General features: G+C 53.5%; 11 protein-coding genes. 3 read left to right on the forward strand and 8 right to left on the reverse strand.

Annotated features, from left to right (window positions below; translation table 11 throughout):
* Positions 1-4: 4 nt before the first annotated feature.
* On the reverse strand, positions 5-316 hold the full coding sequence (locus NPS46_RS21115; protein WP_274110622.1) for a DUF2388 domain-containing protein: 312 nt from the start codon (positions 314-316) through the stop codon (positions 5-7).
* 633 nt (positions 317-949) lie between these two features.
* Between NPS46_RS21115 and NPS46_RS21120 the strand changes: the two genes are divergently transcribed.
* On the forward strand, positions 950-1,324 hold the full coding sequence (locus NPS46_RS21120; RefSeq protein ID WP_274110624.1) for a hypothetical protein: 375 nt from the start codon (positions 950-952) through the stop codon (positions 1,322-1,324).
* An 861-nt stretch (positions 1,325-2,185) separates the two neighbouring features.
* Here the strand turns inward: NPS46_RS21120 and NPS46_RS21125 are convergent.
* From NPS46_RS21125 to NPS46_RS21145, 5 genes are all read right to left on the reverse strand, one after another.
* Positions 2,186-2,587, reverse strand: coding sequence for an SMI1/KNR4 family protein (locus NPS46_RS21125; protein WP_274110626.1), 402 nt, complete (start codon positions 2,585-2,587; stop codon positions 2,186-2,188).
* A 14-nt stretch (positions 2,588-2,601) separates the two neighbouring features.
* Positions 2,602-3,351, reverse strand: coding sequence for an HNH endonuclease (locus tag NPS46_RS21130; protein ID WP_274110628.1), 750 nt, complete (start codon positions 3,349-3,351; stop codon positions 2,602-2,604).
* Between the two features lie 101 nt (positions 3,352-3,452).
* A complete protein-coding gene (locus NPS46_RS21135) occupies positions 3,453-6,716 on the reverse strand; it encodes an ATP-binding protein (protein ID WP_274110630.1) in 3,264 nt (1,087 codons plus the stop codon).
* A gap of 20 nt (positions 6,717-6,736) precedes the next feature.
* On the reverse strand, positions 6,737-9,010 hold the full coding sequence (locus NPS46_RS21140) for a dynamin family protein (RefSeq protein WP_274110632.1): 2,274 nt from the start codon (positions 9,008-9,010) through the stop codon (positions 6,737-6,739).
* A 286-nt stretch (positions 9,011-9,296) separates the two neighbouring features.
* Positions 9,297-10,136: a hypothetical protein gene (locus tag NPS46_RS21145; protein WP_274110634.1), complete on the reverse strand. Its 840-nt coding sequence runs from the start codon at positions 10,134-10,136 to the stop codon at positions 9,297-9,299.
* A 398-nt stretch (positions 10,137-10,534) separates the two neighbouring features.
* Between NPS46_RS21145 and NPS46_RS21150 the strand changes: the two genes are divergently transcribed.
* Together NPS46_RS21150 and NPS46_RS21155 are read left to right on the forward strand one after the other, a co-directional pair.
* Complete coding sequence (locus tag NPS46_RS21150; RefSeq protein WP_274110636.1) at positions 10,535-10,729, forward strand: helix-turn-helix transcriptional regulator; 195 nt, start codon at positions 10,535-10,537, stop codon at positions 10,727-10,729.
* 358 nt (positions 10,730-11,087) lie between these two features.
* Positions 11,088-11,744, forward strand: a complete 657-nt coding sequence (locus NPS46_RS21155) for an inovirus Gp2 family protein (protein WP_274110638.1) — start codon at positions 11,088-11,090, stop codon at positions 11,742-11,744.
* A 99-nt stretch (positions 11,745-11,843) separates the two neighbouring features.
* On the opposite strand, the gene radC is transcribed toward NPS46_RS21155, so the two are convergent.
* Together radC and NPS46_RS21165 are read right to left on the reverse strand one after the other, a co-directional pair.
* Positions 11,844-12,341, reverse strand: a complete 498-nt coding sequence (radC, locus tag NPS46_RS21160) for a RadC family protein (RefSeq protein ID WP_274110640.1) — start codon at positions 12,339-12,341, stop codon at positions 11,844-11,846.
* 118 nt (positions 12,342-12,459) lie between these two features.
* Positions 12,460-12,789, reverse strand: coding sequence for a hypothetical protein (locus NPS46_RS21165; RefSeq protein WP_274110642.1), 330 nt, complete (start codon positions 12,787-12,789; stop codon positions 12,460-12,462).
* Positions 12,790-12,820: the final 31 nt, after the last annotated feature.

Genomic DNA, 12,820 nt, shown 5'->3' on the forward strand with positions numbered 1-12,820 from the left:
AGCACTAGGGCAACTGCGTGCGAACCAGTATCGACTTGGCTAAATCAATGTCATCTATCACGACTTCTGGATGGGAATCACGAAAGCCCCTTATCGCGGCCTCGATATAAGGGCCTCTAATCGCACCGTCACTTGCTACGAAACAATTGGCATCGTCTTCGGTGGCTAATACTAACTTTTTATCTCTAGAGGTCAGGTAGGTCGTAGAAAAAGTTGTTCCGGATAATATTGTTTCGCCCCAAAAATCATTGATGGCTAGCGCAGAGCTTGGCAACAGAACAAAAAAACAACTAGATATAGCTAGAATAAATCGCATAAGGGTTATCCACTTACTTAATATTGAGGCGGGTTGGTGCGGCAACAGGTCAAGCAACTTATATAGATCAATTGAAGCATGACGCACAAATCATCAAGTATCATGTCCAAAGCCAAAAGCCGCCCGAAACCTCAACCAGTCACTGCCTTAGTTTAACCGCGAAGGCCGTGATCGCGAAAGACCAGCAGGTTAGGCTGGAAGCGTTGCTATGCCAACTGTAATGCCTTGTGATCCTATGCGGAGAGGTACTTTCCGCCGCTGAGCATCAGCCTGTGTCCGCAAATAAGTTTATCGAAATGTTGCGTGAGGCTTGAAGCGTTTTGTATGAAATTTGATATGGTTATGCGTGAAGAATCATCTCAATTAGTTAGAGGTTCGATGAATGGTCTGGCATCTGTAGCTAGAGATGGTTTCCCGCGCCTGCATAGAAACGCTAAAGATACTATATTGCTATCCTATGCGGTCCGATCTCGCCAAAGCAGTAAGCGCTCATTTCCCAAGAAATTTTGCAATCTCACAAACTTCAGTATTACAGTCTAACGCTCGCTCCCCCCTTGGCAGCCCTTGGGGTAAGAGCGTGAAACGATAAGGTCGTAAAGGCGACACGGGTTCTGTTAGATAGGAAAGCACACTATGAAATCGACAACGATACTTGCAGTTTCGGCGCTCACCACTCTTCTGTTAGGTGGTTGTTCAATCTTCGGCGCAATCGGCTCGCTAAGGTCTTTTGGCACCGACCCACTGGTTGTCGCCGCTACCGAAAATCCCTATGCGACAAAGACGTCGGTCATGGCTGTAGGCAAGCAACCGACTAAGACTCAACCGACGAAAATGATTCAGGGCACATGCTACGACTTTCAACTGACTAATGGTGAAAAGACCTCGCCATTTTACGTTGCATTCAATAAAAAAGACCAAGTCGTCGCCGCCTCCTTCCTTACCTGCGCTGATGCCGAATCTCGAGGGATAATCAATAATGAACTGCCCCATATAGAGCGAAAAAAATAATCAAGACCAGCGTGAACGGCCATGGATACCGCCCAAGCCATTGAGTCCCGGCTCGGATGCATGGCCAATGCTTGTTAAACGGGGCACTGGGAGTGGGTGATCAGGCTTTGTTGGCGATATGCTTTTCAGGCCAATATGATCGCCCCTTCTCCCCTGGGAAAATCAATGCGTATATATAAATTTTTGATTTAGCGTTTTTAGTGTAGGCCTTGCCACATTAGAAAAAGCCTTGCCCAGCCAATCCGCAAAGACTGATGTAAGTTTATGTTCAACTCCCGCTCTACCTGCGCAATATAGCTAACGGGCTTGTTTGAGTTGCACATGTGGCAAGCGCGCTGGGCACCATACCCGGTGCAAGCTCTTCGAATTGCACGCGATCAACAACAGCCCGCCCGCCAAGCAAGCTTCGCGCTGCGTCCAGTGGCTGTACGAAATCGAAAGCGAAGTCCGCGACCTAGATCCGGATTTGCGAAGCGCTTGGAGCGCAGAAATCCTCACTAGCCCCAAGAAGCGCTAGAAGTCCCTGTGCTTACTGGAGGTCAGGCACGAAAGTGATGTCCTCAGAGCCGGGGTAATTTGAATCAATGTCGTATCTATATGATTTTTATCAAAAATATTTGGTTTAAAAAACTGATGGAATACCTTTTGGAATACCGATTGCTAGGGCGCTTAAATTCGTCTTTCTGACGCGCTCACAAAACTTGCCATGCAGTGCTCCAGCTCACGTTCGGACACAGTAACCGGAATGGATACGGCTCCGTCGATATTCAGCTGCATGGTGAGATAGGCTACGGGTGATTCCAAAGGCATCATCACTTAATTATGGTTTGTGCCGCAGCGCGGCGGGATTTCTTGCTGGCGTCAGTAAAGCGAGTCTAACCACTGCCCCCAAGGTTTGCCGGTCGCTTCAGGAGCACCGGTTTCGTGTAACCAGAGCACCACATTCAGGCTGTGCTTATCCAGGCAGATGTAATTGCCGAATGGGTCCATGCCTAGTGCAACGAGTTGCGTGGGCAATTGCGCGGCCAGAGTTATACGGGTGTTGAATACGTTTTCCAGATCGTTGCGGTTGAACGACAGCAGCTTGTCGAACAGCCTCCCCTGTACAAAGGCGGTGTCGAACCGGTTCGGTCTTGGGCGCCCATTGTTGTGCGCAATGATGAACGAGCGCAGGGCAGGTGGCAGGCTAATCGCTGCCAGTTCTTCGAAGGCTTCGATATCGGCCAGGCTGATATTGTGTTTGACATACCGCCACTCAGTCATGCGTGCGCTCCTGCTTATCGATTGGCCGATCCGCCGCCCCAGACCACCTGGCCACCAGTGTGTCCGGTTTTATCGTGGGTTTCTTTATCGACCAGTTGTAACTCGCCGGGGTTTTCCGAATGGTGCCAGACATAACCATCCGGGCGGTCGCCGTTGCGGATTTGCTCCAGTTGTTCGTCCGTAAACTTTGCTCGCAGTTCCGGGTCGGCTTCAACGGCCTGGCGCAATTGTTCGTTGGCATATTCGAATTGTTCCGCGTTAGTGGCGTCTTGCAAGTGCTCGGGCAGATGGACATCGCAGGCGCTGTCAAATTGGGCGAACACACCTTCGACTTCCTCACCGTTGACGAGGATCACTTTGCGTTCAAAAGGCACCCCGGTCACGGGATGGCAGTCACCCTCCAGGCTTTCGTTGCGGCAGATAATCGTGCGCCGTGGTGGCTCCGGGAGCAGGCGCTCGATGGCAATCCCGGCGCTGGCGGCAAGTCGCTCGGCGCGCACGATTTCGTGCTCGGGCAGGGCATAAAAACGGTCGCTCACGGCGAACACCCGCTGAGTGCTGCCCGCTTCCAGGCGTGCGATGCGCTCGGCTTCGCCGGCAGGTGCGAAGTATTGCCGGATAGCGTTTTCGCTGCCGGCGACCGGCAGCAACTCCTGAGTTTGCCCTTCTCGTTGAATCATTGCGCTATCTGGGCTGCTGCGGGCGGGCTCAAGCCCTTCCTGATGCTCGCGCGGGACAGGAAATTGTTGTTGCAGCTCACTCACGCGTACTTCCCAAGGGCCCGGCACCGGGCCGTTTAGCCCAGCATCGCGGCGCCGTTCGGGCAGTGGGGTCTGGCGAGGCAGCTCGATATTGCCCAGAGCGGCTATAGCCATTGCATGCACTCCTCAAAGGTCGCAATTTCCTGTCGCAGCGTCTGTTTGTCCAAGTGCGGGTGCAGGGCTTTGAAGGCATCGATCAGCATGGCACGGAACACCGTCCGGTCGCTGATGGCTAACTCATCTTCCAGCACGGCGTTCAGGCTGTTCCAGCGCGCCCGCAATGACAATGCCATGGCACCGAAGGCACTGTCCCGCAGACGCGGTAACAAGCGTGGCAAGGCGTTGGCAAGGTCGATGAGCTGCGGCGAGCTGCTGCGGCTGCAAGCCCCAAGCACCCAGTCAGCATCTGCGGAGGGTAGCGCGGCGAGCCGCGCCCGCTCAGTCAGCACTGCGGCGGTTGGAACCCCTTGCGCCCCATACGGGTGGCGGTCCCCCCATAATGTAAGCAACAAGGCAGTGCGTGCCTCTCGGCGCTCGCCCCGGTCATCTCTCTGCGGGGGCGATTGCAGGGTGGGAATGTCAAATTTTTCAATGTGGCACAACACAGGCTCCAGCCAATGGCTCTGGTGTACCAGCGCCGTATGGTTTTCCAGCCGCGCGAGCTGCCGGGTTTGCCGGTCGTCCAGCGCCAGGGCACCGCCGAGCACTTCCCTGTCTTGCGCAAAAGGCGCGCGCATTACGATTTTGGTACTGGTATTACGCAACACGCAGTCATCCAGTGCTGATGCCGATTGGTCTGCTACTACGAAGCCCTGCCCGTAAGCGCGCATCTCTGCCAGCGCGTTGGCGAAGGCTTCCACGGCGAGCCCGCGCGGGTTGCTTTGTTCTTGGGTTTGCAGGGTATCGGTACGACGTAGCAATACGTGGGCTTCTTCCAGGACCATCAGGTGGCGTAGCGTGTCTTGCTCGTTGAGGCCCTGGACGGTACGGGTTTCGTATAGGCGCATGAACAACACGCCCATGATCAGCGCGCGGCGTTCGGTAGCGCCCATCGCCGACATGTCGACTACGGCGGAGCTACCCAGCAATGTTTGTACCGGGGTCTCTTCCTCGGTGCTGCACAGCAGAGTCAGTCCCAATGAACCGCGACATAACGAACGTAGTCGAGCGCTCAGTGCGCCCACGTAATCGCTCGTGGAATCTTTGGAGTAGCCCAGTCGTTCCACTACATGCGGGATTAGATCCGCGACCCGACGCAGGGTCGGAAAACGCCGCGCGCCACCTATACAGCGCGAGGTCAGTGGGTCCCAGCCGAGCTCTTCATAGGCTTCGAACATTGCCTCTTCAAGAATCTGCGGCATGGCGGCATAAAGCGAAAAGGCAGCATTGAACACATTACCCAGTCGGTCGATGTGATCGCTCAACTCGATGCCTTCTGGAAACACCAAGGGGTTGATGCGTAGTGCATCGGGACCTGTGCGACCCGCAACCAGCCAGGTGACCGGACGGTTCGGACGAGCCAAGCCGAGCAGACGGCGGTACTCGCCTTTGGCCGGCTCCAGAGCAAGAAACGGTATGCCCATTTTGTGAACCTGTGCCAGCAGCGTCATGATCGCCGTCGTCTTGCCAACTCCTGTAGTGCCGGTGACCAGTGTATGGCGCGTTAACTGGTGTACGTCCAGCTGCAACCGCGTTTCGCTGTCCCGCCAGAGATGGCGCAATACGCCGAGTGTGAGCTTCTGGGCCGAGGGCGGCTGTAGCGGATGGGGCGCATCTAGGTCCAGCAGGCGTACGTTACGGCCAAAGGCAGGCACCTCCATCACGGTAACGGCCGCGACCGAACGTTGCGGCATTCCGAGCTGCAAAGCCAGTTCACGGCCCGATAGCAGCGATGCCAGCGCTACCTGCGGCACTCCCAAGGTGCTGGCGAATTCCGGTTTGAAGCTTGGGTGGCGAAGGGTACGCAGCGCACCCAAGATAGCGTCGCGAGCGCCCGCCTGGCGTTGATTCCAGGTAGCCACGGCGAAGTCCTCAGCGCCGGAGTTTTCACCGCGCATAAGGCCCAGATACAGGCTGCCTAGCGACTGTGCGGTTTCGGTCGAGGCACTGATGAAATACGCGGCGCTGTGCCAGGCTCCGTAGGCGCGTGCTTCATCAAGACGTGCCAGGTGCAGGTCTATTTTTTTCAGAAGCTGTTCGATGCCCTTATCGCAGAAGTCGACACTCAATTGCTCGCTTTGTCCAACGGTGTGGGTATTGGAGTGTGCGTCCGAGTGGTTGTCGGTCAGCGTTACACTGTCGCTGCTCGCCCGGCTACTGCTGGTTGAGTGCGTCAGACTTTCGCTTTGCGTGGTGCTCGTCCCTTTGCTGGTGCTGCCGAGGGTAGTGCTGCTCAGGCCGCTGGCTAGGCCCCCGCCGGTCATTGCTGCGCCGCCGATCAGCGCCGCGGGTATCGCCACCGGCGCGGCCAGCGCCGCTCCTACTACGGCGGCACTGGCGAGCGCGCCAAGTAGCATCGATGGATCTTTGCTAGTAGTAGCGCTGGTGCCGGTTGAAGTGCCTTGCGTGCTGCTATTACCCATGGTTTCAGTCAGGCTTAAGCTGTGGCCCAGCGCGGTGCTGATACCGCGAGTCACACTTAGGCCTACGGCCTGTGAGGCCTGCACGCCATAACTCAGTTGTGTATGTTGCAAGGGCGCAAGTTGCGTGGCCACGCCTTCAAAGCCTCTACGTATTTGCTGCAGGTGTTGCAGCGATAACGGTTCGGCCAGAATCAAGGCGGTATAGGCGCGCTGGCTCGCCGCATCGAGAAAGCGCTCCAGCCCTTGGTTGAAGTGTTCGCGGAGGGTGACGTTCAGGGTGGGTACGCCAGTCACGGCGGTAATAGCGCAGCGCTCGGAATCCTCCAGCGCGCCGTCCAGTTGTAGCCGTTCGCGGGTATCGGCGTCGTTCAGCGCAACCAGACGGTTACCCGGGAAATGGCCATCGAAGCCTTCTTTCAGTAGGTTGCCGGCGGCCATGCCATCGCCTGTAGTGTTGGCCCGGCAGCCGATATACAGATCGGTGTGTCGGCCATCGGCCTCTATCAACAAAAAAATATTATGCCCGGCGGCGCCCAAGGCGGTGTATATCGCCGTGAGGCTTTCGAGGATTGCAAGACGGTTTTCACTGACGAGCCGTTCGATGCGAAACAACCGCACACCTTGCGCTGTATCCAGTGGTGCATCGTTCTCCAACGCCGCCACCGGGTACTCGGCGAGGCTGCCCAAATAGCTGCGGTGAATCAGTTGTGCGGCGGCTTCCAGTACGAAAGCCGGATCTTGTGCCTGGATAGGGTGCTGGAGTGGGGAGTCAGTTTGGTCGTCCATGTATTTGTCCTGTCGCGGCGTCAATCAAGAATACTGGCGAGTTTGTCTTTGAAGTTGGCAATCCAGGCGAGGCTGCGCTCGGCTTCGGCGATGCGCAACTGGCGAATTTCGGTATCGCCGGCGGCTTCGGCAGCCTTGTGCAGCAGATGAGGCAATTCCTGGCTGATACGCACCTCTATCGCTTCAATGTAATCGGCGATGGTTTCTTTAGATTGATCGGCGATGGCTTTGCTGGCCTCCTCGAGCAACCGCTCGCAGCGGTTCCTCAGTTCAGCATCGAAGTCACGGGCCAATGTCGCGAGGTTGGTTTTGGTTTGATATATCGGCACCTTTATATCGTCATCGAACCAGGTCCAGGGTTTATACAAAACTCTAGTACTGACAAGCCGGTGCCCCACCAGCTCGTTTTGGGTGTGTTTTTCCAACAATCGGTCGATGCTCGGCAGCGTTAATGCTACGCCTTTGAAGCTCTTCATCGAAGGCAATCGGACCAAGCCAGACTCGTTGTTGAACAGTCGGTCGATATAGCTTTGAAACGCTTTACCCAAGCGCTCGTGATCGTCCTGTACCGCTTGTTCGAGAGCTTTTTCGATAGTGGCGATCAACGTAAGCAGCAGCTCGGTTGCCTGAGCGGTCGCCATGCGGGCTTGTTGGGCCGCCAGGTGTTTATCGTCGCTGCCTTTTATCAACGTCTGGATCAGTGCCTGACGGCGCGTGTCGAAAAGGTGCTGGCCCTCATGCAGTAATCCGCGCGCTGTCGCCGGCATTCCGAGGTGTTCGGTGCGCAGCGTCTCTTTCAAGGCCTTCAGGTCGTCACCCTGCCGGATCGATGCCTCGATGCGCTGGAGTTCAGCTTGTAGCGCCTGCAACTCGGCCTGGCTTTTGTGCTTCAAATCTTCGATGGCGCGCGCTTCTTCCTCGGCCTGTTGCAGCGCAACATCAAGCAGTCGCTGGGTGCGGTAAACCCGATCGGGAAGTGCGTACTTATCGAGATATTCCTCGATCACCAGCTCCAGCACCGGTACGCCGCTATGCTGCTCCACCAAGGCATGCTCGTGATGGCTTCTTTCCGCCTTGGCGAGTAGCGCTTCAGCCTGATCGCGAACGCTGGCTGATACGTTCATGTACTGCAGCATGTGTAGCTCGGTGCTTTGGCTGAAGCGCCGGCTCAATGAGGGAAGGTAATCGTCGCGTTCTGTATCGGTCAGCGGGTAACCGCCGCGCTGCTGGCGCACGAGTTTTGCCAGCCGCGCGGAAACCGGCAACAGCACCGCATCGATAATCTCATTGTCGCGTAAATGCGCGCGGGCCTCTTGCAAAGACTCTTCAATACTTTGCTCCTCAGGGTCGATGGAGTCGATCCGGTTCAGCACAAATACAAAACGGTCATGTGCCTGTTTGCCGCCTTTACGCATTTCTTCGCGCACCAGTGCGAGGAGACTTTGGTCGTCGGTGGTACCCAACTGGTCGGCATTAAGCACATACAGCACCAATGGCAGAGCTCTGTCTTTGATCGCCCGGCGCGTGGCAGCGCCATGTTCTCTGTTAAGGCTACTGTTCGGACCGGGGGTGTCGACTAATACCAAATTGGCGTGCGGGTTGGCGGTCACATTAGCGATCGCGCCGCTGAGATCTATCTGGTGTACTTGCGGGTCACTGTTCCAGCGTTTTAACTGTGCAGAGTCGACTGGCCCACGTGGCGCCAGCTCGCGTCCCTCGATACTCAGCGGTTGTCCTTCGAAGCCCTGACCACCCTTGCGATCGTAAATCCGCACGATGGTTGCCGTGCAGGCGTTGTTCTTAGTTGGTAACAGCTGTTGGCCAAGCAGACTGTTGATCAGCGTTGATTTGCCAGAGGACATCGTGGCAATCACGTTAACTTCGAAGTTTGGTTCGATTTCGGCCTCGAAGCGCTTCTTGAAGTCATCGCTACGCAAGGCTGACAGGGGACCATCGACGGCGTCGATAAATAGCTGTTGCAGTGCTTCCAGACGATCGACGGCGGCGCGAACAGGTTGATGCTTCAGTCGGATCCCCAAGTTATGGCTTCGCTCGCAGACCCTGGCAGCCTGGACAATGTCGTCAAAGTCGGCTTTGAGTCCGGTGAAGTGCAGTTCTAGAGCTGCAGGCCAATTCAGTTGCTCTCCCAGTAGGATAAAAAGGTCGTCCACCCAGCGACGCATCGGCGCGTTCAGACGTTCTGCCAGGCGGGTTTTTTCCGCTATTGGCTGGCTATCAATTTTCAGGGTGGTGTCGTTGAGGAAAGCGTTGTGACAGAGGGTTATCTGGATCATGTACAAAAGCCGCCCGAAATGGAGTAAAGGCCTACGGCAAAGTTAGGGATGCTACCTCCTGTCACGCTGAGTGAACAGTTCGGCCATGCTCGGTGACTTTGATGTTGTTGGCGCTTCAACGCCGCCCTTCTCATAAATAGAGTATGCCTTGCCCACCCGGCGGGATTTCAAAGCGAGCACTTCTCGACCCATCAAGCGAAGCCTTGATGTTGTGAGCGATCGCCGATCCTTCTTTAATACCCCTCGGGCGGATGACCTTTTTTCCGCAAGGGGGAGTTGTATTTTATTAGTTGGTCAATCTAAATAGATTGACCTTTTCGGGTATGTAGAGATTTTTCTCAGACTCCATCTGTAGCAGCACTTCCAGAATTTTAGCTCGACTAAGCTCGTATGTGTTGGCGAGTTGGTCTAGGTGTTTTATAGCTGTGTCAGACAAAATAAAGTTGTATTGGGATTTCCCGGTCAGTCCTTCGCGATATTTTTGCTGGCTCCATTTTCTTTTTATTTTTTCAATATAAAACTTTTTTTGATCTGGGATTAAATTGGCTTGATCAAAAAAAATCATCAGGTCTTGGTAGTCGTCAAACGGAGGGTGAGGTATTAAGTTGGTGAGGTTTTTATTTAGCCACTCCCATGCAAGCACGCATTTCTGGTTGTCATCCGCGAACCATAGGAAAGGCTTGTCTCCTTTTTTATGGTTGATCCAGTCGTTTTCTAATTCGTTTAGAGATAGCTGTTTTTCAGTGGCGTCAACATTCCACTGATCAATGGCGGCTATTAATGCATATTTTCCGTGTAGGCCCGGTAATGGTAAGAAGTTTGGGAAAACTCCGTGCTTTCCGACTTTTATAATTAACCATTCGATTTGCCGCTTGCCTTCATTTATCCACTCAAAGGATTTTTCAGGAAGTAATTGATCTCGCCTTATTGTTTTTATGGTTTCGACAAATTGAAGCCTGGTAGATAGAAAATTCGCCATTTTGGGGCGCATGCTCACACTGTTTGGTTCCCCGAACTGTAGGCCTGCGTTGTTTTGGTTTAGGTGGAGCCAAAGCCAAATGTCATGTCTGAAGTTGTTATTGGTTTCATTAAGTATTTGTGATAGCTGATCAGTGATTACCGTCATAGGGTCCTCCGATGTCCAGAAGGTATCTATAGCATTTTTATTATTTTTTTAGAAGGGATCTACGGTTATTTTATCTTCACTCTAGATTGTCTCTAGTAGATGATTTTATCTATTCTTGCCGGTTCTACTCGGCATGGATGCGGAAGGTTGACACGATTCTGAATAGAGCTTGAGGAAGGCCAGCTTGGTGGTGGGCACAATGAGTACCGAACGAGGCAGTCGCTTTCGATGGTCATTGGCCCCCCCCCTATAGAGCAATCAAAGGTTAAGAGTGATTAGAAGAAGGCATAGAGAATCTAACGCGAAAGAAAAGGCTCTCGGCCGCTTTATGTTCACTTGGGACGATTAATTTTTACCTGGCACCCCCATCCTCTGAACGTACAAGAGGAGTTCCGTTCGTGAGGATAATTCGTCTAAAAGAAGTTATAGGGTCTACAGGTCTGGCTCGGTCGACCATTTACAAATTTGTATCCGTTGGAGTGTTTCCAAAACCTATTTCGCTAGGTGATCGCTGTGTCGGATGGCTGGAGAGTGAGGTTCAAGATTGGATCTTGGGTAAAGTCAAAGAGCGTGATCTGAGCACGGGGGCGTGATGTAAATTCGTCTTCAGTGTGATGCCATAAATGTTAAGCAGATTTTGAGGAGGCACCATGATGGCGTGTTTTTCATTCATGGTGTTTTTCCAGAGTGAAGTTGATGTGGAATATGTTGAGCTTATGCTGATTCTGTTGCTTGTTAGTTGAGTGAATGACTCTGAGTATTGTCGGTATTGGTAATATGCCTTAGTAATGGGTGGTGTTGATGTGCATGCTATGTCTTATTGGTTTTGGTTGGTATGTAGGGGGGTTGTAAGGGGTCTATTTGTATGGGGGTAGTGTTGATGTGCGAAGGTGATAAATAAAATTTTACTTGAGGTGCTGAGTATATGAAACTAAGCGCCGGAGCTCTAAAATGATTAGACACCCTAAGAACACCAATCTCACCCTTCACTATGAAGGTGTTTATGAAGGCTTGGCCGTGCAGGCGGATAAGGCACCCTTTATTCAGGAGTACCTATGTCGTCTTCACCAGACGGTCGCTCGATCGCTTAACCAATACCCTCGTGTGTTTGCATTCAGATTTGATCTACGGCTGCCCGCTGATATTAAGTTACCCGATTATGCTTTCACGAACGAGGTCGTTGACCGTTTCATCGAATCCTTTAAGGCCAAGATCAAACACAATCGCCAGATGGCGAAACTAGTGAATAAGCACGCACATGACACGAAGGTGCGTTACGTCTGGGCTAAGGAGCAAGGACAGCAAGGGCGACCGCATCATCACTTCGCGATTTTGCTCAATTATGATGCCTTCAATGCGTTGGGTAGGATCGAATCAGGCAGGGACAATATGTTTAATCGCTTGGAAGGCGCGTGGGCAAGTGCTTTAGGGTTGCCAGTAGAAGCTGTCAAGGGGTTGGTCGAGATTCCAGATAATCCCTACTACCACCTGCATCGTAATGAGCTAGCTGGACAGGCAGCCTTCTTCTATCGTGCGAGCTATCTGTGTAAGTCGAGCACGAAGGTTTTTGGTGGAGGTTCCCACGGTTTCGGATGCAGTAGAAGCTGAGCACAACGCTGAATCACGACAAAAAAATGAAAAGGGAGCCGTGACGATGGACACCCTGGCAACACCAGGGCAGTCCATCGGGCAGTATGCATATAGGAATTAAAGGTAACCTCGTTCAGCCAGCGATACGCAGCCTTCATGACCAACAACGATGTGATCCAACGTCTGGGTGCCAATCATGCTGAGGGCGTTCTTGAGCGCCAGGGTTATCGTGCGATCGGCTTGACTGGGTTCCGGATCGCCGGATGGATGGTTATGTACCAGAATTACCGCTGCAGCATTAAGCTCCAACGCAATCTTGACCACTTCTCGCGGGTACACGCTGGCACAATCCAGCGTGCCTCTGAATAGCTCCCTGAAGGCGATCACTCGATGTTTGCTGTCCAGCAGTAGTAGCGCAAAGACTTCGTACTCGTGGTACTGCAGCAGTGTTTGCAGGTGGCTAAAAACCTGCTTTGGCTCAGTCAATGCCCGGCCTTTGGATAGGCGGCTCATTGCTAGTTGTTGCGCCATTTGCAGGATGTCAGCTTCGGTGACCGGAGATTCCATGACATAGGTACCGGTTGTTTCACCGGCAATCAGCTTGTGATATTTCATATGGGTTGTCCTGAACGAGCGTAAGCAATTTTTTCAACGAGATGAGCCGCGGTAGAACTCCTGAGGGTTGAGTGGAAAGGGGGGGCGTTTGAATGAGGCGACGCCAATACACAACGGCTTAACGGTTGACGCTGAAGCTGCAACCACACTGCAGGCATTGATAGTTGTTAAGGACTTTTTCATCCATTTGTTCGCCAATGGTTGCGCCCGCGATCCCTCCTGCCACTCCGCCAAACAGTCCCCCGAGAAGAGCCCCAGCAATACTGCCAATAGCGATCCCCACGGGCCCACCGGCCACACCGAGCACCGCTCCGGTTTCAGCACCTGATAGGGCGCCGACGGCTCCACTGGCTGCACCGCCAGCGGCGCCTAATAATCCACCTGTTTGCTTACCGATATTTTTCGTGACGATGCGTCCAGAGTTACAACTTGGGCAAGGGCTATACATGCGCAGATCCTCTCAATTGATGAGCGTGCTA

The organism is Pseudomonas putida, from assembly GCF_028682395.1.
In the GTDB taxonomy this organism is placed as follows: Bacteria; Pseudomonadota; Gammaproteobacteria; order Pseudomonadales; family Pseudomonadaceae; genus Aquipseudomonas; species Aquipseudomonas putida_AB.

Coding starts and splice junctions, on each gene's coding strand:
- NPS46_RS21115 (WP_274110622.1), bottom strand. CDS start 316: ATGCGATTTATTCTAGCTATATCTAGTTGTTTTTTTGTTCTGTTGCCA.
- NPS46_RS21120 (WP_274110624.1), top strand. CDS start 950: ATGAAATCGACAACGATACTTGCAGTTTCGGCGCTCACCACTCTTCTG.
- NPS46_RS21125 (WP_274110626.1), bottom strand. CDS start 2,587: ATGACTGAGTGGCGGTATGTCAAACACAATATCAGCCTGGCCGATATC.
- NPS46_RS21135 (WP_274110630.1), bottom strand. CDS start 6,716: ATGGACGACCAAACTGACTCCCCACTCCAGCACCCTATCCAGGCACAA.
- NPS46_RS21140 (WP_274110632.1), bottom strand. CDS start 9,010: ATGATCCAGATAACCCTCTGTCACAACGCTTTCCTCAACGACACCACC.
- NPS46_RS21145 (WP_274110634.1), bottom strand. CDS start 10,136: ATGACGGTAATCACTGATCAGCTATCACAAATACTTAATGAAACCAAT.
- NPS46_RS21155 (WP_274110638.1), top strand. CDS start 11,088: ATGATTAGACACCCTAAGAACACCAATCTCACCCTTCACTATGAAGGT.
- radC (WP_274110640.1), bottom strand. CDS start 12,341: ATGAAATATCACAAGCTGATTGCCGGTGAAACAACCGGTACCTATGTC.
- NPS46_RS21165 (WP_274110642.1), bottom strand. CDS start 12,789: ATGTATAGCCCTTGCCCAAGTTGTAACTCTGGACGCATCGTCACGAAA.